The organism is Idiomarina abyssalis, assembly GCF_900116625.1.
Lineage (GTDB): Bacteria > Pseudomonadota > Gammaproteobacteria > Enterobacterales > Alteromonadaceae > Idiomarina > Idiomarina abyssalis.
The window spans coordinates 94754-116958 of record NZ_FPBE01000007.1 but is presented as its reverse complement, the minus strand read 5'-3'; the positions used below and the strand labels follow the sequence as shown (position 1 = coordinate 116958).

Annotated in this window: 16 protein-coding genes; 9 read left to right on the top strand and 7 right to left on the bottom strand. The window is 50.5% G+C overall.

Annotated elements, in window-relative coordinates:
* Positions 1-36 precede the first annotated feature (36 nt).
* Positions 37-510, bottom strand: a complete 474-nt coding sequence (locus tag BM359_RS11840; RefSeq protein WP_054490471.1) for an Hsp20 family protein — start codon at positions 508-510, stop codon at positions 37-39.
* A gap of 229 nt (positions 511-739) precedes the next feature.
* On the opposite strand from BM359_RS11840, the gene BM359_RS11835 reads away from it, so the two are divergent.
* Both BM359_RS11835 and BM359_RS11830 read left to right on the top strand, forming a co-directional pair.
* Positions 740-1744: a hypothetical protein gene (locus tag BM359_RS11835; protein ID WP_054490469.1), complete on the top strand. Its 1005-nt coding sequence runs from the start codon at positions 740-742 to the stop codon at positions 1742-1744.
* A 12-nt stretch (positions 1745-1756) separates the two neighbouring features.
* A complete protein-coding gene (locus BM359_RS11830; protein WP_054490466.1) occupies positions 1757-2581 on the top strand; it encodes a mechanosensitive ion channel family protein in 825 nt (274 codons plus the stop codon).
* Here BM359_RS11830 and BM359_RS11825 read toward each other — a convergent pair.
* Positions 2578-4410: an ABC transporter ATP-binding protein gene (locus BM359_RS11825; protein WP_054490464.1), complete on the bottom strand. Its 1833-nt coding sequence runs from the start codon at positions 4408-4410 to the stop codon at positions 2578-2580. The two genes, BM359_RS11830 and BM359_RS11825, sit on opposite strands and share 4 nt — an antisense overlap.
* Positions 4411-4524: 114 nt before the next feature.
* On the opposite strand from BM359_RS11825, the gene BM359_RS11820 reads away from it, so the two are divergent.
* Positions 4525-4950 (top strand): DUF6746 family protein, encoded by a 426-nt coding sequence (locus BM359_RS11820; protein WP_054490462.1) that lies wholly within the window; start codon positions 4525-4527, stop codon positions 4948-4950.
* 4 nt (positions 4951-4954) lie between these two features.
* Here BM359_RS11820 and BM359_RS11815 read toward each other — a convergent pair whose 3' ends face one another.
* The gene (locus tag BM359_RS11815) at positions 4955-6061 is read right to left on the bottom strand and encodes a threonine aldolase family protein (RefSeq protein ID WP_054490460.1); all 1107 of its coding nucleotides are present in this window, start codon (positions 6059-6061) and stop codon (positions 4955-4957) included.
* Positions 6062-6068: 7 nt separating this feature from the next.
* On the bottom strand, positions 6069-6320 hold the full coding sequence (locus BM359_RS11810; RefSeq protein WP_053953456.1) for a hypothetical protein: 252 nt from the start codon (positions 6318-6320) through the stop codon (positions 6069-6071).
* A gap of 94 nt (positions 6321-6414) precedes the next feature.
* Here BM359_RS11810 and BM359_RS11805 point away from each other — a divergent pair, with 94 nt between their 5' ends.
* Entirely contained in the window at positions 6415-8286 is a 1872-nt protein-coding gene (locus BM359_RS11805; RefSeq protein ID WP_054490457.1) for a DUF885 domain-containing protein, read from the top strand.
* Positions 8287-8301: 15 nt separating this feature from the next.
* On the top strand, positions 8302-9168 hold the full coding sequence (locus BM359_RS11800; RefSeq protein ID WP_054490455.1) for a tetratricopeptide repeat protein: 867 nt from the start codon (positions 8302-8304) through the stop codon (positions 9166-9168).
* On the opposite strand, the gene BM359_RS11795 is transcribed toward BM359_RS11800, so the two are convergent.
* The 3 genes from BM359_RS11795 to BM359_RS11785 all read right to left on the bottom strand — a co-directional run bounded on the left by BM359_RS11795 (position 9165) and on the right by BM359_RS11785 (position 11891).
* Positions 9165-10274: a sensor domain-containing diguanylate cyclase gene (locus BM359_RS11795; protein ID WP_054490453.1), complete on the bottom strand. Its 1110-nt coding sequence runs from the start codon at positions 10272-10274 to the stop codon at positions 9165-9167. The genes BM359_RS11800 and BM359_RS11795 overlap by 4 nt on opposite strands.
* A gap of 87 nt (positions 10275-10361) precedes the next feature.
* Entirely contained in the window at positions 10362-10976 is a 615-nt protein-coding gene (locus tag BM359_RS11790; RefSeq protein WP_054490451.1) for a LysE family translocator, read from the bottom strand.
* Positions 10977-10988: 12 nt separating this feature from the next.
* The gene (locus tag BM359_RS11785) at positions 10989-11891 is read right to left on the bottom strand and encodes a hypothetical protein (protein WP_054490449.1); all 903 of its coding nucleotides are present in this window, start codon (positions 11889-11891) and stop codon (positions 10989-10991) included.
* 120 nt (positions 11892-12011) lie between these two features.
* Between BM359_RS11785 and BM359_RS11780 the strand changes: the two genes are divergently transcribed.
* From BM359_RS11780 to recD, 4 genes are all read left to right on the top strand, one after another.
* Positions 12012-12908, top strand: a complete 897-nt coding sequence (locus tag BM359_RS11780) for a glycosyltransferase (protein ID WP_054490447.1) — start codon at positions 12012-12014, stop codon at positions 12906-12908.
* Between the two features lie 90 nt (positions 12909-12998).
* Positions 12999-16466 carry an exodeoxyribonuclease V subunit gamma gene (recC, locus tag BM359_RS11775; RefSeq protein ID WP_054490445.1) on the top strand — a complete coding sequence of 1156 codons (3468 nt, stop codon included), beginning with the start codon at positions 12999-13001 and terminating at the stop codon, positions 16464-16466.
* A complete protein-coding gene (gene recB, locus BM359_RS11770; protein WP_054490444.1) occupies positions 16463-20179 on the top strand; it encodes an exodeoxyribonuclease V subunit beta in 3717 nt (1238 codons plus the stop codon). Before recC ends, recB begins: the two co-directional genes overlap by 4 nt.
* A complete protein-coding gene (gene recD, locus BM359_RS11765) occupies positions 20176-22083 on the top strand; it encodes an exodeoxyribonuclease V subunit alpha (protein WP_054490442.1) in 1908 nt (635 codons plus the stop codon). The genes recB and recD overlap by 4 nt, the downstream gene beginning before the upstream one ends.
* Positions 22084-22205: the final 122 nt, after the last annotated feature.

Below are 22205 nucleotides of genomic sequence, written 5' to 3'. Positions count from 1 at the left end.
GGCGGCTAATTGCCGCCCCTCATCCAGTGCTTAAGTTTACGCAGCATTTTCCTTACTTTTGGAACGATCTTCCAGCAGGTCTTTAGTCGAGTTGCCAATGTTGATGCGTTTCGGCTTCATGGCTTCAGGAATGTTTTTCACCAAGCCGACCGTTAACAGACCGTTCTTTAAGGCTGCGCCTGTGACTTCAATGTGCTCAGCCAGGCTGAACTTACGTTCGAAGGCTCGGTTTGCAATGCCGCGGTGCAGATACTCGCGTTTTTCGTTCTCTTCGGCTTTCTTGCCGGTCACACGAAGCACGCCGTTCTCTACTTCAATTTCCAGATCATCCTCTTCAAAACCTGCAACCGCCAGGGTAATGGCGTACTGGTTTTCTGCTACCAGTTCAATGTTGTAGGGAGGGTATCCGGTTGCACCAGTATCTGAGCGTAGTGCCGAATCCAGCAAAGATGCCATGCGGTCAAAACCTACACTGCTACGATATAGAGGGCTTAAGTCGATAGTTGCCATAATAGTCATTCTCCTAAGAAGCAATAACGTTAATTGTAATAAACAAGTGACACACCATGTGTCGGTTTAAGGCGGCTCTCTCAGAGACACCGGCCTTAACTCTTATATGTGCACTGGTTAAATTGGTTTCAAGAGTCTACTTGCAAATTTTTCATTGGACTCTGCTTCAGGGCACTCTATTATCGTTGTTAAGCACTCACTTATTTTATCCGTGAAAAGGGACCTTAGAATGGCCGAAGAGCCAAAGAAAACGTGGCAATGGGTTACGGTTGACGATTACGAAAAACCTGCGGTGCCGACCGTTATCAAGGTTAAAAAGTGGTGGGGAAAATTTATTCGATGGATAACCCCTGAACAAGAGCAAGAAAGTGAGGATGACCAGTCGAGTGCACTGGAGCTCAGTTTTGACGACGCAGCAGATGCTTTGGAACAGTGTTTTTCTGAGTGGCTGGAGGACGACGAAGATAACAGCTTACGCTGGATAATCGCACCACCTCATTCAGGTGTTGAAGAAGCCGTAAAGAAGTGGGCTGAGAAGCATAGTCTCAGGGAAATGAACCTGCCCGACAGAGAGCCTCTTTGCGACCCGGGTGATTCTACTCTGCCTGAATTTTTGTCCAAGTCCGATGATAATAAGCCCTGGATAATGCCTCAGTTAGCGCATGGCTTCCTTCGCCAAACCAATGGGTTGCGGTGGGTTCGTGAATTCTTTTCTACTGTGCTTTCAGGCGAAGCAGGCAAAGGCGTTATTGTTTGTGACAGCTGGGCCTGGGCTTTTCTTGAAAAGGTCTGGCCGGTTCCGGTAAGCCAATTGTGGACTTTGCAGGGGCTGGATCAACCGGCGCTGGAGGAGCTTGGTTTGGCTCGTGGCGATGGTCGTTTGCGGGCATTAGCGGCGTTAAGTCGTGGTAACGCAGGTGTGGCTGCTGCCTATTCCGATCGTTACCAGCGCAGTAGCGAGAAACCTTTTGAAACACCCAGCATGCCTTCAGAGATTAACGATGCCACGGCTTTTGTCTGTTATGCTCTGCTGTTACACCGAGGTTTGAATAAAGGGCAGTTGGTTAAGGTGTTGCCAATAATATCCGGTAGTCAGCTTGAAATTCAGCTACAGGTTTTGCATCAGCGAGGTTTGATAGAGCTTGAGCAGGAGCTTTGGTATGTCACTGCACGCGGTTACCCGGTTGTCAGAGAATTGTTGGCCTCCAGGGGCTTTTGGTTAGACCGGTTTTAACGGGAGACATTAATGGAAACAGGATCAGTAGACGACGTTACCGGACTCTTTAAATCGCTGGACGGCTTCGCGATCTTTGAAATAGCAGTGATTTTCGCTTTTGCACTAGCGATAGTTTGGCTGACTCAGCGTGTTCTACCCTGGGTTGCCTCCCACCTGCATGGTAAGCGCCGACTGTACACTTTGGCCTTAGTACCAATGATTCGCATACTGGTATTGGTTGTTGCCCTGGTTATGATCATGCCCCGGATTATTGAGCCAACGTTGCAGAACATGGTGGCAACACTGGGTGCAGCGGGCCTGGCTATAGGTTTTGCATTAAAAGACTATGTGAGTAGTTTAATTGCCGGGGTGGTGGCTATTCATGAAATGCCCTACAGACCGGGTGACTGGATAGAAGTTGACGGTAGTTATGGCGAAGTTACCCATATAGGCATGCGTACAGTCGAGTTAGTAACCAACGACGACACCGTAATTTGGGTGCCACACTTAAAGCTCTGGGATAACCTCATTCACAATGCGAACAACGGCGGCCCCAGTTTAATGTGTATCGCTGAATTTTATACTCAGCCGGAAGCCGACGCTTATCAAATACGTGATGCTCTGGAAGAGGTGGCTCTGACCAGTCCATACTTACAGCTGGGCAAGCCCATAGCGGTAACAGCGGCGGAACAACCCTGGGGCACCAAATACCGCTTAAAAGCCTACCCGATAGACCCCAGACAGCAGTTTCAGTTTATTACTGACATGACAGCCCGGGGTAAAAAACGCTTAATGGAACTGGATGTACGCTTCGCCAAAATTGAATCAGACGAAGCGTACGAGCTGAAGCACTAAGCTTCTTTTGCTAAAAAACCACCTGACTGATGACGCCACAACTTAGCGTAGAGACCGTCCTGGGCAAGCAGCTGTTCGTGGCTGCCCTGCTCAATAATCTCCCCCTGATCCATAACCACCAGCTTATCCATAGCAGCAATAGTCGATAAGCGGTGAGCAATGGCAATAACGGTTTTGCCCTGCATCAGTTGGTACAGGTTTTCCTGAATGGCATTTTCCACCTCAGAGTCGAGTGCCGAAGTGGCTTCGTCCAGAATCAGAATGGGGGCGTCTTTTAGCATGACGCGGGCTATGGCAATGCGCTGTCGCTGGCCGCCGGACAGTTTCACGCCGCGTTCACCCACGTGGGCATCCAGACCGGTGCGGCCTTTGCTGTCACTTAAGTCCGCAATGAACTCTTCGCAATGAGCGCGTCGCACCGCATTCATGAGTTCCTCTTCACTGGCTCCCGGGCGACCATACAAAATGTTGTCACGCACTGAACGGTGTAGCAAAGAAGTGTCCTGAGTTACCATACCAATATTGGCTCGCAGGCTGTCCTGCTGCACTTTATGAATGGCCTGGTCATCAATACGAACCTCACCGCCTTCAACATCATAAAAACGCAGTAACAAGTTCACCAGGGTGGATTTTCCGGCACCGGAGCGGCCAACAATGCCGACTTTCTCACCAGGCTTAATGTGCAGATTAAAGTCGTCCATTACGCCATGCCCCTTGCCGTAATGAAAGCGCACATGATCGAAGGCTATGTCGCCGCACTCTACTTTTAAAGGTGGTGCATCAGGTTCATCAACAATGCGTTGAGGTACGGCAATAGAGCCTATGCCGTCCTGAACAGTACCTATGCTTTCAAACAAGGTCGACATTTGCCACATGACCATTTGTGACATACCAAATAAGCGCAGAACCAGGCCAATAACCACGGCAACAGCCCCCAGAGTGACTGCATTATCCATCCATAACACAATGGCGGTAGCGGCCGAACTGAACAGCAGTGCGCAGTTAATGAAATAAAGAAAACCATAAAGCTGAGTGACCAGGCGCATTTGCTTGTGCACCGTGCCTAAAAAGGTATCCATACCGTCGTGGGCGAAAGCGGCTTCGCGCTGAGAATGCGAAAACAGCTTAACGGTTTGTATATTGGTGTAAGAGTCGACTATGCGGCCGGTCATATTGGAACGAGCATCCGCTTGTTCGGCGGAGATTTTACCCAGCTTAGGTACAAAGAAACGCAGCAGCAGTGCGTACAAAATAAGCCAGCACGCCAGTGGCAGCATCATGCGCCAGTCGGCACTGCCAATAATGACAAACATCCCCAGAAAATAGACGACGACATAGTTCACTATTTCAATAAAGGTCATTATGCACTGGCGCAGGGCGAGCGAGGTTTGCATCAGCTTGGTGGCGACCCTACCGGCAAATTCATCCTGGTAGTAGCTCATGGACTGTTTCATCAGGTAGCGGTGGCCCAGCCAGCGGATACGCATGGGGAAGTTGCCAAGCAGTGTCTGGTGGGTCAGTAGAGAGTGAAACCAGACCAGCAGAGGCAGGCCTAACAAAACCAGCGCGCTCATACCTAACAGCGGCCAGAACTGGTCGTTTAATAAAGTTTCTTTGTCCTGAGCGGCCAGCCAGTCGACAATCTGCCCTAAAAAGCCGAATAGCCAGACTTCAGCTACGGCAATGGCAGCCATAAGTAGCGCCGTAACCGCAAGAAAGGGGGTCGCACCTTTCGTATAATGCCAGCAGAAAGCAAAAAAGCCAGTAGGAGCCTGAGTGGGTTCCTCCGCAGGGAAAGGGTTTAATCGGCGCTCGAACCACGAAAACATTGCGTCACTCCTTGATATACATCAAGCTAAGAATATCAGGTTCGCATTCATTCAGCTTGTAAAAAATGGACATTTGAACAATAATGAGAACCATTAACAACTAATGAGGTTTTTATGAAAGCTTTAACAATGATACTAGCAGGCGCAGCACTGCTTTTTAATGTAGCCGCTACGGCCAGTGACAATGATGACGAGCAGCGTTACCAGCATTTTAAACCAGAGGCTTCTGAAAACTTAGAACAGGCTATTATGAACCTGACGAAATATAACGCTAAATTACAGGAAATTGTGAATGGCGATTTAGACTCACAGGACATGGTGAAAGTACACGAGCTGACTTACACACTGGAAGTGGCACTGGCCCGTTTAAGTAAAGAGCTTGATGTCGCGGCAAACTCTCTGGAAGAAGTGCATTTAGGCTCTGAGGCAATGAACAAACAACGTGTTAAAGGCTTTGGTAAAAGCTACTTAGACACCCTGAACCACGTGTTAGGCGAGCATAGCAAACACCATGAAGGTGAGCACAAAGAGCACCACTAAAAGCCTAAAGCGTTTCTAAAAACGCCTTAAAGTGTCGCAGCCAGAAGCTTTGTGGTTGCGACATGGCGTTTCTTCCAATTGAAATCTCACAAATAGCTTCACCATTGATCTCTGCTCTTGGCAGCGGTAATAGCATGACACCTGTATTGCTGGCGTAGTCAGTTATTCTCTCGCCGAGCGTATTAGCGGGCAGAGCAAAATGAAGGTGAAACATCGCGGCTTGCGGTATCTCCGGATTTACCTTTAGCATTTCTAACTCGTTGAGTGCTTCGCCGAGTGCTTTGGCGTAGTTAACCGCGTCCGGCATAATGGGTAAATTCTCTCTTAAGCCGTAACGAGCAGACAAAACCTGTGGGTACTGGGTAATGATATTGCCACCGGCACGGCGAGCCCAGATTTTGGCTTGCTCTATGAAGGCTTCTGACCCCGCCAGAATAGCACCCGAGATAGCCCCTAAATCCTTATAAAAACTCACATAAACCGAGTCAAATAACTCACAGACTTCGGGCAATGAACAGTCATAAGCGGTTGGTACCTGCCAGAGCCGGGCTCCGTCCAAGTGCATGGCAATATTATTCTCGCGCGCCCATTGCGACTGTGCGACCAGGTCGTCCCAGTCGGGTAACTGCCCCCCAATTTCACGCATGGGTAGCTCCAGTAAAACGGCAGCCAGATCCTGTGTTTGCACGGACTTTAAATCGCTAAGTGTTATCGGTTTATTGGCAAAGCCTGTGGTGGTGCCGTTAAGCTGCCACAAAGCTTCAAAACCCATTTGTTCGTGCAGCATTAAGTGCGACGTGGGGTGCAGTGACACGCCATTACGCTGACGCTGGTCGGCATGTATACGCAGGGCCAGTGGCTGCGCCAGAGTTCCCGTAGGTAAAAACAAAGCGGCTGGCTTGCCCAGTAATTTTGCAACGTCTTCTTCAAAGTCGTTAATGAGCGCCCCGCTGCCATAGACGTCTCTTTTCTCATTGCCCTGAAGTTGTTCAGACAATAATTTGAGCTCATCCGCCATGCCAGGCTGGGATTGACGCAAAAGAGATGTGCTCGCCTGCTCGGCAGCGTGCTGGTACGCCTGTTTTGTTTTTACCGTTATTGAGGTTGTCATGGTTTTCCTACTTTGAATGGACTTTACCGCCAATAATTTTGTAGGCAGGAGTGCCACGTATCATAGTCTCGCGCGCAAATTCCTGCCCACAACCGGGGCAATGGCATGGTTTGGTGGTGTGGTCTTCAACAATACGCTCAATAAAGCATTTTACCAAAGCACCTTTGCCACCCTTGCGGTATTTAAATATGGGCGTTTTGCACTGCAGACAAGAAATCTGCACGGTGCGAACCGGCCCTTTCTTGTTAGGTTTTGCCATAAAACAGTCGGTTACAATTTAAGCATTTCCATTAGTGTAACAAGCACGCTATAGTTTTTCTTCCTGTATCAAAAGAAGAATAAAGGACACTGCTATGCGTTATTCCATTGTCGCCCTGGCTGTTTTGGGCTTATTAACGGCCTGCGGACAACCGCAGCAAAACAATTCCGGCCAAAATTCTCAAACGGCTGCTGAGCAATCTAAACAGACTGAGCAAAGCGCGCAGTCCGAAACTGAGCGCCTGAACCAGTGGTTTGAAGAAAAATACGAAGAACAGCTTCAACAAAGCCCCATTCAAATGACCTTTTTAGGTCGTAAAGACCGCTACGGTGACATTGATGACATGACCGTTGCTGCTGAGAAGAAGCAGCTCGAATGGTTGGAAGGCACGGTTGAAGAGCTAAAAGCGAACTTCGATTACGACAAGCTGAACCTGGAGGCTCAGACGTCGTATGACGTTTGGGTTTACCAATACGAACAGGCCAAGCGTAATGCGGAATTCCGTGGTATGGACTACGTATTTGACCAAATGCGTGGTGCGCACACCTTCCTACCGCAGTTTTTAATCAACTTCCATCGGGTTAACAGTGCCGAAGACATGGAAGCCTACATCTCTCGTATTAACGGCGGTGCAACGGCCATTGAGCAATTATTGCAACGCGCAAAACAACAAGTGGAAAACGGCGTTCGTGCTCCGCGGTTTGCGTATGAGCAGGTTATTAAAGAGGCAAAAGGCCTGACTTCAGGTGCCCCTTTTGATGAAGAAGGTGACTCAAGCTTACTGGAAGATGCTAAAAACAAGCTCAGTGCGCTTCAGGAAAATGATGCGATCTCCGCTGAACAAGCCGACAAATACGAAAAAGAAGTGCGTAAAGCGCTATTGGAGCGTTTTCGCCCAAGTTACGAAGCCTTAATCAGCTTTTTGGAAAGTGACATTGAAAACACCGACGAAGTCGCCACCGGCGTGCATCGTCTGGAAAACGGTGACGCTTACTATAACGCCCGCTTAGCTAACTACACGACGACTGACTTAACCGCTGATGAAATTCATGAGATAGGCCTTAGCGAAGTCGAGCGACTGACTAATGAAATGATCGCGATTAAAGAGAAAGTTGAATTTGATGGCGATTTGCAGGACTTCTTTGATTATATCCGTACCGACGAGCGCTTCTTCTATCCGAACAACGACGAAGGCGCGGAAATGTATCTGGAAGACTCTCGTGAATACCTGGCGTACATTAATGAAAAGCTGCCTGAGTATTTTGGTATTTTGCCAAAAGCCGACTTGGTGGTGAAACGGGTTGAGCCTTTCCGTGAACAAGACGGTGCGGCCCAGCATTATTACCCTGGTTCGCCTGACGGTGAGCGTCCGGGCATTTACTATGCGCATTTGTCGGACATGAGCTCCATGCCGAAAAATGAAATGGAAGCCATTGCCTATCATGAAGGTAACCCGGGTCACCATATGCAAATTTCTATTGCTCAGGAACTGGAGTCGGTACCAGAGTTTCGCACTCAGGCTGGCTTTACGGTTTACAGTGAAGGCTGGGGCTTATATTCAGAGCAATTAGCCAAGGAAATGGGTGCCTATGAAGACCCTTACTCTGACTTTGGTCGCTTAACCACCGAAATTTGGCGTGCGGTGCGCTTAGTTGTGGATACCGGCATGCACGCTAAAGGCTGGACTGAAGAGGAAGCGGTTAAGTACTTCCAGCAGCACACGCCGATTGCTGAAGGCGCTGTGCGTTCAGAAGTTCGTCGCTACCTGGTTATGCCTGGTCAGGCAACGGCCTACAAAATTGGCATGATCCGCATTCTGGAACTGCGTGAAGAAGCCAGAGAGGCCTTGGGCGATAAGTTTGATATCCGTGGCTTCCACGATACCGTTTTGGGTGGTGGCGCATTGCCGCTGCATATTCTGGAGCGTCGTGTTGACCAGTGGGTTAAAGAGCAGAAGCAGGCCTAACTAAGGAGAGTCATTGTGAAATGGATAACATTGGCGCTAACTGTGGCCTTTTTTCTCCCCGGCGCTTATGCCGGGGAGTCAAATCAGCAGCTTATTCAGCAGCATTTATCTGAAAAGCAGCTGGATGAGGCAGAAGACATTGCTGAAGACTGGGTTAAGAGCGAACCTGAAAATGCCGCCGCCTGGCATACTCGAGGTGTTGTCATGGCTCAGCAGGCGCAAGACGCTTTTTTTAGCGCGTTAAGCTATGCGGGGAAATCACTTGAGTCGTTTGAAAAAGCCGTAGAGCTTAAGCCTGATTCGCTGAAATACAGAAACGCCTTAATGCAGTTCTATTTAATGGCGCCTTCTATGGCGGGTGGTGATGACGATAAAGCCCTGACTCAAATTGAAGCAATTGAGAAAATTGACCCGGCACAGGGTACGCTGGCGAAAATTGGATACTTCCGCCAGCATGAGCAGGACGAACAGGCCAGCGAATTACTAAAGGAAGCTTTAGCTAAATACCCGAATAACGCCGATGTTCTGGTTTATGCAGGGTTTCAGGAGCAAAGAAACGAGAACTACGAAAAAGCGCTCTCTTTATTTGAGCAGGCTGTTGCGGGCGAGTCTGCAGAGGGGGATGCTTCTGTTATGGCCTTGTATCAAATAGGAAAAACGTCAGTTTTGGCTGAAACCCAACTTGATGATGGCATACAGGCTTTAAGGCAATATCTTAAATCGGAATTACCTGAGAATGCTCCCGGTAGTCACTGGGCAAACTTTCGGTTGGCTCAACTGCTTACCTTAAAAGGCAATGAAGAAGAATCTAAGCAGTTGTTAGCCGGGCTCAAAGGGGTTGATGATAAAGAATTACAAAAGCAAATATCCAGCTGGAATTAATTATCTAAATAGCCCCGGTTACGACCGTCAGACTTGGCGCGATAAAGCGCCGAGTCTGCTTTTGAAATCATTCGGCTAATTAAAGCTTCGGTATTTTCGTCAGTGGTTGGTGTGTGCAGATAACCGCCGATACTAATACTTAGATAGGGCGCAACCTGCGACTGTTCATGTTCTATTTTGAGGTTCCGAACGGCCTCCAGCAATTGTTGAATGCTGTCTTTCGTCTTTTGCTCGTCGGTGGCTGAAATTACCGCAACAAACTCTTCTCCGCCATAACGCGCCAGAAAATCTGTATTACGCTGCAATTGATCAAACATCGCGTCGGCGACAGACTTAAGTGCCTGGTCTCCTTGCAAGTGGCCGTAGTGATCGTTATACGATTTAAAATGATCAATATCGATTAACAGCAGCGCTAAAGGCGTTTTGTGACGAGAAGCACGCTGAATTTCGTTAGTAATGCGTTCGTCAAAGGCACGACGATTGGCAATACCGGTCAAACCATCTTGTGCTACCTGCGCCTGCAACAGACGGTTAGCTTTTTCCAGCTCCCGCTGGGTGTGGATAAGCTCTGCATAGGTACGTTGCCGTTCAAGGGTATTGGCTATCATGTCGGCAACCAGGCTTAAGCGACGTAGGTCGGTTGGCTGCCATTGGCGCTTTTTCTGCACCATATCGCAGCCGACAAAACCCAGAAGTTTGTGGTTAGCGACCATACCAATACAAATAACGGATTTTATGTCTTCGCGGTCAAACTCTGCTTTTTCTGCATTAGCTTCAGGGGGCAGTGTCTGGACATCGTTAACAATACAGACATGGTTTTCCTTCATTTCCTTGAAAAACCAGGGTAAATCATCGATTTTAATGGCCTGTAAGTTATCTATGTGTGCTTTGTGACCGTCACGAACCCACTCATGGGTATTGGTCATGTGCTTAATATGGTCATCAAACTCAAATACGTAACAACGGTCTGCCTCTGTGTAGTCGCCAATAGCCGCAATAACTTCTTCAATACATTCGTAGGTTTCCGTGGGCTCACTGTTAATTAGGCGAGTCGACAATTCTGAGATGAGTTGATCAAAAGATACTTGTTTGGTTTTCACGTCCATGACTCATCCTTATTGCCTTTATGGTCAATAGTTAACCATATCGTCAGGTAAGCGTAAATTGTTATTTTTATGTTGTTCAAATTGAGGCTAACTAAAATAGAACTGCCATATATCCAGTACGACCGGTATAACAGAAAAGACCAGCAATGCAGCCATGGAGATATTAAAAATTCTTTGTGCCGTGTGGTTGGTGAGTAACTGTCTCAGTCCGGCGCCGGCCACCAGCCAAACGCCTACACAAGGAAATGCCACCGCCAGAAAAGCGGCAGTTATTTCCATTACTTCTGACCAAAGGGTGCCTGCAACTGTGGTAAATGCTGCCACTGCGCCTGTTGCCATAACCCAGGCCTTGCCATTTACCCACTGAAACAAAACCGCCTGCCAGAACGTTAATGGCTTACGGTCACCCTTTTCAATTGCCTTGGGGGTTTGTGAGCCGATGACCCAGGCCAGCCAAAGCAAATAGACAGTACCGGCAATTTTAATCATTTGGTGCAGAAGCGGGAACTGCTCCAGCACTGAACCAAACCCCATGCCAACCACCAGAACCATGGCCGGAAAGCCAAGGCAAATGCCGAGAAAGTGCGGCAGGCTGGACTTAACACCATAGTTCACGCCCGAAGACATAATCATAATATTGTTGGGGCCCGGCGTAATAGTTGTCGAAAAAGCAAAGAAAAATACCGCAATAAAAATTTCCATTCTCTGATCCTTTTACTTCTTCTCTAAGGTTGGCGGCAGACCAAAATGTGCGATTAAATTCTGTAGCTGTGCGTCATTGCCGCCATCTTCGCGCTTATTGAACTGCCACAGCGAACTGCCACCGCTGCCTTTCCAGTTAATCAGTTTAGGGTTGTTGCCCACCCGGCGAATAATACAATTATTCAGGCTGGCCAACCAAAACCACCATAAATCATCCGCATAAGGAGCCAGAGAAGAAGCCAGTTCTTGATCGGTTACGCGCTTATCAAAGCAACCCGGCGGGAAGAGCACTCCGGCGCCACTGGTAAAAAACAGACGCGGATCGGGACCCCGTACCTCTGTTTTCGGGTACCATTGCCTGTAGGGTCGTATTTCTCCGCTTTTTGCCCGGCGTAAGTAATGTGCCCGCCAACACAGAATCTCCTGGTCATTACCCGTATAAGCATTGACTAAGGTTGCCAGCCAGCTAGGACGGTAATAGATGTCATCATCAGCGGTCACATGAAAGGTATCCGGAAAGCTTTTAAGTGCCGGAATCAGCTTTTTATAGGAACGGGTGTCGGTACCCACTGGCGCAATGGTTAAGCCGTATTTTTGCAGTACAGTGACACTTGCCGGAAGTTTGGCAATGTCGTCCTGATACAACCATAAAATGACTTTGTCCGCTTTTACCGTCTGTAACAATAGCGACTTTAATGTCAGGTGCAGCTTAGCAAAGCGAACAGGAAAAGAGGTTAGGTTCACTATCAACTGACCGGGCAATGCGTGTTCCGACTGAATTAAGGTGTCGCGCTGTTGCCATTGCAGTTCAGTTATCGCCTGGGCGTTTCGTTTAAGACTTGAGCCCGCCAGCGATTTATATTTTCGTAACCAGCGATAGCGCAATTGTGTGAAAAAACCTTTAACTAAATTCATCGGTTTAACAACTAACCCCTTCGTTCGTTATAGAGTGGTTACAAAGCGTCCAGTTCTTCTGTAGCCTGTGTTGAAAATACCATAGTACGTTCAAAGAAAGCGAATGCGAGGTAATGCTGAATGGCACTAAGAAGTTGGTTACAGCAAAGTAAAGAGTTCATATTGCGATTTGCGGTATCCAGTCCCGTTCCGGCTAGTTGGCTATATGATGTACCGGAGTCAACCGAAATTGAAGACCTGACCAGCACACCTGAACATATTGAAATTGTCAGTCACTGCTGGAACTATTCGCATTTGTTTGTGTATCAGTTGAAGTCACTGGTGGATAATGCCCCGGAGGACTTTAAAGTTACGCTGACCGGTTTTTATTGCCCCGAAGACAAAAACACCGTTGCTTTAATTAAAGAGTATGAATCGAAACAGGTTGATAATATCGAGTGGAATTTTATCGCGCTCAACAAAGGCGACTTACTACGCCGTGGTATAGGCCGTAATAAAGCTGCAAAAGAAACGAAAGCCGACTGGATTTGGTTTACCGACTGCGACTTACTGTTTGGGGAAAATACCTTCCCAAGCTTAAAACAGACCTTACGCAAAGAGTCCTGCATTCTGGCGTTTCCGGAACAGGTTTCCCGAACCTCTTTACTGAGCGAAGAGCATGATGTTCTGTGTAATGGTAAAGAAACCTCAGTTGAAGAATGTTTGCAGCAGGCGGATTTTACCACTCATACCTTTTCAAAAGCCTCCGGCCCGGTGCAGATAGTTCATGGTGATACGGCACGTCGCTATGGCTATTGCGAGCAGATAGACTGCTATCAGCAGCCGAAAGACCGGTGGGTAAAAACTTACGAGGATCGCGCGTTCCGCTGGTTATTGGGTACGCACGGAAAACCATTAAACATTGAAGATGTGTCGATAATCCGCCACGTAGAGAAGGGGCGCTATAAAAAGAACTCGACCTTCTCAGAAATGCGTAAAGCGAACCGTCAGGCCAAAGACAAACTACTGGCTAAATAAGCGCGTCGATAAGTTGCTCTATAACTAGTAAGATAATTCCCTATTGATTAGGATGGATGTCTTACAGTAACCCTACAGGGAGAGCAGCGAGTGAGTGAATTGACCCCCGGCTTTATTGTCGCGCATGGACATCGGCTGGAAGACCTAACCGATGTGGCGGTTACATTCACCCAAAACTACCCGCTGGCGCCGCTGGAGCAGGAAACCGTGCTGGTACAAAGTAACGGTATTGCCCAGTGGCTGAAAATTAATTTAGCCCAGGCCAGTGGCATTGCTGCCATGATAGATGTCACCCTGCCGGCGCGGTTTCAGTGGCAAGCATACAGAGCCGTGCTCGGTGACGACATTCCCAAAACCTCCCCCTTTGATAAAGACCGCTTAACCTGGCGGTTAATGCGTTTGTTACCCGAGCTAATTGAGCACAACCCGCATTTTGCACCGCTTAAGCACTATACCTCCGACGACAACGACGGGCGCAAGCTGTATCAGCTAAGCGGGCGATTGGCTGATTTGTTTGATCAGTACGCGGTGTATCGTGCCGACTGGCTGGATAACTGGGTGCGTGGTCAGGATGTGCTGGAACACGGCCAGCCCGTTGAAGCCGAACAGTTGTGGCAGCCGGAATTGTGGCGTGCAGTCAGTAACGACATTGGCATAGATGACTACTGGAATAACCGGGCGGAGCTGCATCAGCGCTTTATTGATACGGCAAAGGCGTTAACTGAACGCCCTGCAGGTTTGCCGCCACGGGTGGTGGTGTTTGGTATTTCCTCGCTGCCGCAGCAAATGCTGCAGGTGTTGGATGCCATTAAAGGCTATACCCAAATTCTGTTGTGTGTGCATAACCCATCGCAGTACCACTGGGCGGATATTGTCGATGGCAAAGAAGCCTTGCGGCAGGCGGTTAAAGCCTCTTCGCGCTTAAAGCATAAACCGGAACTGCCCGACAACCCGAACGACGACGAACTGCATCAGCTGGCGCATCCCTTGCTGGCGTCCTGGGGCAAGCAGGGCCGTGACTACATTCGCCTACTGGACTTATACGACGAAACTCTGGCCAAACAGGAAGCCTTTAATACCATTAAGCTGGAGCTGTTTGAGCCCCACAACACGGACCATTTATTAGCTCAGCTGCAGGACGACATTTTGAACCTGCGACCGGTACAGGAAACCCGCGAGCTATGGCCTGCGCCAGGTGCCGCCGACAAGTCATTGCAGTTTCACGTCTGCCATAGTCCGCAGCGTGAGCTGGAAGTGTTGCACGACCAGCTACTGGATGCCTTCGCAAAAGACCCGCAGTTAAAACCGCGCGACATTATGGTGATGCTACCCGACGTAAACACCTACGCGCCCTACATTGATGCCGTATTTGGTCGGTATCATAACCGCTTTGGTGAGCGTGATCCGCGCGCCATTCCTTACACCATTGCCGACCAGGGTGAGCGTCATCAGCGGCCGTTAATGATAGCGCTGGAACTGCTGTTGCAGGTTGATCAGCTGCGTTTTACCCAGACCGATTTATTCAATTTGCTGTCGGTACCCGCGGTGCAGCAACGCTTTGACATGAGTGACGATGACCTGCCGCAGTTAAAGCGCTGGGTAAAAGAAGCCGGCGCGCGCTGGGGGCTTAATGCCGAGCAGCGCGGCCAGTTTTATATGCCGGCAGCGGAAGAAACCAACAGCTGGTGGTTTGGCTTGAAACGCATGATAGCCGGTTACGCCATGGGCGATTTGGCTGACGTTGGTTTAGAAAACGAGTCACCCTGGGCCAATGTCGAGCCTTATACCGAAGTAGCTGGACTAAGTGCCGCGCTGGTGGGGTGTCTGGCGGACGTGGTGCGCACACTGGAACAATGGTGGCAGCGCGCGCAGGGTGAACACACCTTGCCGGAGTGGGTCACTCAGGGCGAGTGGTTGCTGGAACAATTTTTCGAGGCCGAAGAAGACAGTGATCGCTTACTGTTAGCCAAGCTGGGTGACGAGCTGTATCAGCTGCGGGATATTTGCGTAGAGGCGGATAACGAGTCACAACTTCGCCTGCCCATATTTAAAGACGCCTGGTTAGAACGTGTGGATCAGCAGAACCTGAACCAACGCTTTTTGGCGGGGGCGGTAAACTTCGCCACCTTAATGCCCATGCGGGCCATTCCGTTTAAATACGTGTGTGTGCTGGGCATGAACGAAAGTGATTACCCACGTTCAACGCCGCGTGTGGATTTTGATTTAATGACCGACCGGTATCGGCCGGGCGATCGCTCGCGGCGTGACGATGACCGCTATTTGTTCCTGGAAGCAATGCTTTCAGCTCGTGACTGTTTTTACCTAAGCTGGGTAGGTTACAGCGCTAAAGACAACAGCGAGCGGACGCCGTCGGTGCTGGTGGCGCAACTGCGTGACCACCTTCAGCAGGGCTGGAAAGTGGACATTAACAGCCTGACCGTTGAGCACAAATTACAGCCGTTTAACCCGTATTACTTTAGCCAGGAAGACCCGGACTATTTCACCTATGCCAGTGAATGGGCGCAGGCGCATCAGGGCTCGTTGGCTTCTGCGAGCCGCCCGGCTTCGGGAACCTCCCAGGACGACGAGCTGGAACGCACCCTGAGCATTAACGACATTAAGCGCTTTATTGAAGAGCCCGCCCGGCTGTACTTTAACTGGCGACTGGATACTTACTTTAGCCGCAACAGTGAAGATCTGGACGACAGCGAAGCCTTTGTGATGGATAACCTGCAAAGCTGGTCACTGACTACGCGTCTGGTTGACTCGGGCAAGCGGGCGCTGCTGGCAGGGGCTGGTATTGAAGCCTCGCTACTAAAAGAGCTGAACCGCATAAAGCGCGAAGGGGCTTTAGGCATTGGTGCAATAGCGGAGCAAAATGGGTTTCAGTTGCTGGAGCAGTCGCAGGAGATACTGGAAACCTATCAGCAGAGCATTGCCGGTTACTCGGGTGTTAATGAGTTTCCGGTTGAGGTGTTTTTTGAGCACAGTGGGCTGATCATTGATGACACCCTAACCGGGCTGCATACCAATGAAAGCGGAGAGCGCCTATGGGTGGTTACCTCGGCCAGCAATATTGCTGCTAAAAACGGTAAAGGCATTAACAGCGGCGGCTGGAAGCACGCCAGCGCTTATTACCTTGGTCTGTTGTTATTGAATTTACAAAAGCCGACACGGCTTTTAATTGTGTCCAAAGGTGGCTGTCAGTTGCAGGTGGCGCCGGTGCCCGCTGAGCTTGCGGTGCAACAACTGGAACAAATACTGGAGCTAGTGGCTCTGTCAGCGCAGCAGCCGCAGCCCATGCATCTGGACGTAGCCATGACCTGGCTAAGCGCAATGGACAAGAACGGCCAGGACGAAATGCTGGCGCATGAAGCCGCCCGACAGAAATACGAAGAAGAAGGCTTTCAAGACCCGGCGCTGGTCACCAAAAGCGATTATTGTGGGCGCGTTGCCGAAAGTTACCAAGCCATTCAGGCATCACCGCACTTCCGCCGCTTTATGGACGAACTTTATGACCCTATGCGCTTAACCCTGGTGCCGGAGGAAAAGTCATGAGCCAGTTACCGTCACATACCTCAGGACATACGCTAGAGAACCCGCTCGATTTTCCGCTGAACAGCAGCCGCTTAATTGAGGCCAGCGCCGGTACCGGTAAAACCTACACCATTGCTGCGCTTTATGTGCGTTTGGTTATTGGACATGGCTCGCATAATGGTACGGAAGAAACTGCGTTTGATCGCGAACTGGTGCCGAAAAACATTCTGGTCATGACCTTTACCAAAGCTGCCACCGAAGAGCTGAGTGATCGTATTCGCGCACGCTTAGCCGAAGCCGCAGCTTACTTCCGTGACCCGGAAGCCGTAGAAGGTGACCCTTTCTTAGCCAGCCTGCGCGACGACTGTGCAGCGCAGGGGCAGAACCTGATGCACTTGGCGCGGCTGTTGGATTTAGCCTCGCAGTCCATGGACGAAGCCGCGGTGAAAACCATTCATGGCTGGTGTCAGTCCATGCTGAAAGAGCACGCCTTTGCCAGCGGTAGCCTGTTCAGCCAGGACGTTGAAACCGACAACGAAGAGCTGCGCCTGCAGGCCGCTGAAGACTACTTCCGGCGTTTTATTTACCCGGCCGACGCTGAACTCAGCGCCCGGTTGCTGGAGGACTTTAAGTCACCGGAAACCTTGTTGGGGCTCACTTACAGCTTAAGCAAAAGCGGACAGGCACCGATTGATGGTGACTTGCACAGCCTGTTGAAAGAAGCTGAAAGCGCGCATCAGCAGCGAATGGTTGCTATAAAGCAGGAAGTTGCGCCTATTGTGCAGGAATTGGTTGATAAAACATCACAAGCCAAAGGCGCGGCAACCAAACTTAAGCAGTTTCAGAAATTTGCGGACTGGTGCGGCGATCCTGACCTGGTTGAGCCGGAAGCTACGGCGGCAAACTGGAAAAACATTAGCACTGACGAGCTACAGAAGTTTGCCGAGGCCAAACTTGGCGGCATGCCCCAAAGTTGGGCCACTTTAGGCGAGCTGCAGGAACGTATTAAGCGCAGCAAAGTGCAGCAGCAGGAAGAGCTGGCTAAAGTAAAACAACACGCGGCTTTCTGGGTCAGTAGCCGCTTTGCCGAACTGCAAAACCAGCGCGCCGAAATGGGCCACGACGACATGCTGACGCGTTTACGGGACGCGCTGAAAGGCCCCAGCGGCGAAGCCTTAGCAGCGGCTATTCGTAAGCAATATCCAGTAGCTATGGTGGACGAGTTTCAGGACACCGATCCGGTGCAGTACGAGATTTTTAACCGCATTTATAATCTGGCGGAGCCGCACCCGGGCACCGGCATTTTTCTTATTGGTGACCCCAAACAGGCCATTTACAGCTTCCGTAACGCCGATATTTACACCTATTTAAAAGCCCGGCGCGATACCGAAGGCCGGCATTATAATCTGGCACGTAACTTCCGCTCGTCGCAGGCCATGGTGGACGGCGTTAATGCGCTGTTTGAGCGCGCCGAAGAACTGCCCCGCGGTGCTTTCCTGTTTAAAACCGAAGCAGAAAATCAGCTGCCCTTTAACCCGGTGGGTGCAAATGGGCTAAAGCGCACTTTCAAGCATTGCCTGTTATCCAGCAATTTAAAAACTGCACCGGCGCTGCTGTGGTCGGTGTCCGGCGAAGAAAAACGCAATAAAAATGACTTTTTCCGGGCTGCCGCGAACCATCACGCTAACTTGATTTCCTCCCTGCTTAATGACCCGCAGGCGGGCTATTACAACAGCGACGACAAACTCGAGCAACGAGTTAAAACCAGTGACATTGCGGTGCTGGTAAACAACTTTAACGAAGCCAATGCCATTAAAAAGGCGTTGAGCGATCGCGGGCTGAAAAGCGTTTATTTATCAGACAGGGAATCGGTATTTGCGCAGCGCGTTGCTAAAGACCTGCTGGCGCTGGTGAGTGCCTGCGCCGAGCCGCGCGACCCGTCGCTGATACGCAGTGCCCTGGCGACACAGTTGCTTGGTCTGCCGCTGAGTGAGCTGGAACATATTCACAGTCACGAACGCGAGTGGGAACAGCGAGTAGAACAGTTTTTAAGTTATCACGACCAGTGGCAGCGACAGGGCGTACTCGCCATGTTGCACAGCCTGCTGCACGACCATCAGGTGCCGGCTAAGCTGCTGGAAGACCGCATTCACGGCGAACGCCAACTGTCTGACGTGCTGCACATTGCCGAGCTGCTGCAACAGCAAAGCCTGGTACTGGACGGTATTCCGGCGCTGGTGAACCATTTTGCCGAGCAGGTGAACGAACGCCACGGTTTCGGTAGCAACAGCCGTACTCAGAGTGACGAGCAGCAGCTGCGCTTAGAAAGCGACGACGAACTGATAAAAATCATCACCATTCACAAGTCGAAAGGCCTGCAGTACCCGTTGGTGTTCATGCCTTTTGTAGCCTACACCCAGGCGGAAGCCTACCGGATAAAACCGCCGGCGGTGTACCACGATGAAAACGGTGAGCTACAGGTATTGTGGTCAAAAGACGACGACAACAAGCAGCGCTTGAGTAATGAGATCCTCGCCGAAGACTTACGCAAAATGTACGTGGCAGTTACCCGCGCGCAATACGCCACTTTTATTGCGCTGGAAGCGGTGAAAGAGCATCGCAATAATCCGCTGTTTTATTTGCTGAACGGCGGCGAGTCACTAACCGATGAGCTGTACAACGAAGTCAGCGAGCGCTGGCACCAGGCACCGCACACACAACTAACGCGACTGGAAGACGACGAGCCTTTAGTTCGTGCGTTGGAGCAGGAACAAACAACGCCTAAACTCACACCGCGCAGCATGCCCGCAGGCCGCAAACTGGAGCGTTGGTGGGTGGCCAGTTACAGCGCGCTGAAATACGAAGGTGCGGTGACAAAAAGTGTGCAGGCACCGCAGTCGCCCGATGAAATGAACCTGTTGGATGAGCGCGACGACCCGGATGAGACAGAAGTTGCCAGTGCCGCCGAGCCAAGCCCGGACAGCATTCATCATTTACCCAAAGGCGCAGGGCCGGGCACCTTTTTGCATAACTTGCTGGAAGAGTCCGCCAATATCGGCTTTGCGAAAATCGCGGGTGACGCTGCCGAGCGTACCGGGCTGGTAGAGGGCTTTTGTGTCAGTCCTTATTGGCAGGAACACCAAAACAGCCTGGAGCATTGGCTGGACGCCTATTTGCACAACGAATTCTCAATTAATGGCAGCGGTGACCGCGTTAGCTTAAGCGCACTGGAGCAATACAAAGCCGAGCCGGAATTCTGGTTCGGTGCCAGTGAAGTTAACGCACAAAGGCTGGATGCTCTGGTTCACGAACATATTCTGCCGGGGCACGAACGCCCTGCACTGGAACCTAATGTGCTGAACGGCATGCTCAAAGGCTTTATCGATTTGGTGTTTGAGCACAACGGCAAATATTACGTGGCGGATTATAAGTCCAACTGGCTGGGCGAAGACGACCACGCCTACACCGAACAAGCCATGCGCGAGAAAATACTGCACAGCCGTTATGACTTGCAATACGTCATTTACACGCTGGCATTGCATCGTTTGTTAAAAGCGCGCTTAGGCAGCGACTACGACTATGACACTCATGTAGGCGGTGCCGTGTATCTGTTCTTGCGTGGGCACCGGGCGGAAAGCGGCGGGGCATTTTGTGACCGGCCGCCACGGGCGTTAATAGAACAGCTGGACGCACTTTTTGCGGGTAATAACCTTTCAGATAAGGAGCCGGTATGACAGAAGTAACCTCAAACACCTTATTTGATGCCCTGCGTGAGTGGCGCGACGCCGGCTGGATACGCTCAATAGACCTGGCCTTTGTGGAGTTTTTGCAGCAAGCCGGAGAAATGCGCAGTGAGGTATTGCTGGCAGCCCTGTGTGCCTCGCATGAAGCCGGCCGCGGGCATACCAGCATTGATATAAAAGCGCTACAGAATGAACCCGAAAGCGTACTGAATTTACCACCTGAAAACCGTTATTCTCCAAACTGCGATACTCCCGGCGCGTTGTTCCGTCAGTTTGGTGCCGATATTGAAGCGGCATTAACCCAAAGCCAGTGCGTAGACGCCGACGGCAAAGGCAACCAGCCGCTGGTGTTAAGTGGCGGCAAACTGTATTTGCGCCGCTACTGGCAGTACGAAGCCTTTATAGAGAGTGATTTGCAGGCGCGCATGAGCGACCGTCCGGTAACTAATGACGACTTACTGAAAAGCACGCTGGCGAAACTGTTTGCCCGGGCTGACGATGAAAAGCCTGACGACATTAACTGGCAACGCGTTGCCTGTGCCAATACCGTGCGCAACCGTTTTAGCGTAATAACCGGGGGGCCCGGCACCGGTAAAACCTACACCGTAGTGCGCTTGCTAACTGCGTTGCAGCATCAGACCTTATTCCTCGGCTTGCCGCCGCTGCGTGTATCGCTGGCAGCACCTACCGGTAAGGCCGCCGCGCGGCTAACCGAATCAATAGAGAGCGAGCTGAATAGGCTGCGAGGTGATACAAAGCTCGCCAGCCTGAAAGACGCCTTAGATTCCATAAAGCCCGAAGGTAAAACTCTGCACCGCTTACTGGGTGTAAAACCGAATTCGCGCGCCTTTAAACACCACGCCGACAACCCACTGCGCACCGACGTGGTGATAGTCGACGAAGCCTCAATGATAGACATTGAAATGATGACCGCGCTGCTAAAAGCCACACCGAAAAACGCGCGGCTGGTGCTTATTGGTGACAAAGACCAGCTGGCTTCCGTAGAAGCCGGCGCCGTGTTGGGCAACCTGTGTGAAGGCGCAGACCAAGGCCATTACCGCACAGAAACTGCCCAATGGCTGCAGCAAGTAGCCGAGACACCTGCGTTTCCAGACGACTTAATTGACGACAACGGCGAGCAACGCCTGCAACACGTTGTGAAATTCCGCAAAAGCTACCGCTTCACAGGCCCTATTGCTGACTTGGCTAACGCCATTAACCAGCAAGACAACGTCGCAACAAAACAGGAACTCGAAAAAGCCAAAAACGCCGATGAAGATTATCCCGTTAGCCTGTATGAAGTCAGCAGCCTAGACGCCCCAGCCTTCGAAGCCGTGGTTAAACGTAACCTGACCTCCGGTAGCCTGACGTTCCACGTCAGGAACAATACCGAAACCACCAACGATGCCAACAACATCAACGATATCGCCCAGGAAGCCCTGCAAAACCTAAGCAACTTCCAAATCCTGACCGCCCTGCGCGAAGGCCCTTGGGGCGTAAAAGCCGTTAACCAAAAAGTCGGCGACATACTCGGCGTAAACGCCAACACCTGGTACGAAGGCCGCCCCGTTATGGTCACTAAAAACGACTACGGACTGAAGCTGAACAACGGCGACATTGGCCTAACCTTTAAAGACCCCGAACACGGGCACCTGCGCGTCGCCTTTCCCGACCAGAATCAGTCTGAAAATAAAGGCGTACGCTGGGTGCTGCCCAGCCGGCTAACCCACATAGAAACCGTGTACGCTATGACTGTGCATAAGTCTCAAGGCTCCGAATTCAAACACACCGTTATGGTGCTGCCTGACCACGAAAGCCCCGTGCTGAGTAAAGAACTCTTGTATACGGGGATTACTCGGGCTAAGGAGCGGTTGAGTTTGGTTTGGAGTTTTTAAATTTTTGAGATTAGTCATGGTTTACTTCGGCAGTTAGGCTTTTAGTAGAGAGAGAGAAATAAAAAATTTTAAATAAAAAGGCATGTGTAGACTGTTACAAAAAAAATAATTTATAGTTAAAC

Coding starts and splice junctions, on each gene's coding strand:
- recD (WP_054490442.1), top strand. CDS start 20,176: ATGACAGAAGTAACCTCAAACACCTTATTTGATGCCCTGCGTGAGTGG.
- BM359_RS11830 (WP_054490466.1), top strand. CDS start 1,757: ATGGAAACAGGATCAGTAGACGACGTTACCGGACTCTTTAAATCGCTG.
- BM359_RS11805 (WP_054490457.1), top strand. CDS start 6,415: ATGCGTTATTCCATTGTCGCCCTGGCTGTTTTGGGCTTATTAACGGCC.
- BM359_RS11825 (WP_054490464.1), bottom strand. CDS start 4,410: ATGTTTTCGTGGTTCGAGCGCCGATTAAACCCTTTCCCTGCGGAGGAA.
- BM359_RS11820 (WP_054490462.1), top strand. CDS start 4,525: ATGAAAGCTTTAACAATGATACTAGCAGGCGCAGCACTGCTTTTTAAT.
- recB (WP_054490444.1), top strand. CDS start 16,463: ATGAGCCAGTTACCGTCACATACCTCAGGACATACGCTAGAGAACCCG.
- BM359_RS11790 (WP_054490451.1), bottom strand. CDS start 10,976: ATGGAAATTTTTATTGCGGTATTTTTCTTTGCTTTTTCGACAACTATT.
- BM359_RS11815 (WP_054490460.1), bottom strand. CDS start 6,061: ATGACAACCTCAATAACGGTAAAAACAAAACAGGCGTACCAGCACGCT.
- BM359_RS11780 (WP_054490447.1), top strand. CDS start 12,012: ATGGCACTAAGAAGTTGGTTACAGCAAAGTAAAGAGTTCATATTGCGA.
- BM359_RS11835 (WP_054490469.1), top strand. CDS start 740: ATGGCCGAAGAGCCAAAGAAAACGTGGCAATGGGTTACGGTTGACGAT.
- BM359_RS11795 (WP_054490453.1), bottom strand. CDS start 10,274: ATGGACGTGAAAACCAAACAAGTATCTTTTGATCAACTCATCTCAGAA.
- BM359_RS11810 (WP_053953456.1), bottom strand. CDS start 6,320: ATGGCAAAACCTAACAAGAAAGGGCCGGTTCGCACCGTGCAGATTTCT.
- BM359_RS11785 (WP_054490449.1), bottom strand. CDS start 11,891: ATGAATTTAGTTAAAGGTTTTTTCACACAATTGCGCTATCGCTGGTTA.
- BM359_RS11840 (WP_054490471.1), bottom strand. CDS start 510: ATGGCAACTATCGACTTAAGCCCTCTATATCGTAGCAGTGTAGGTTTT.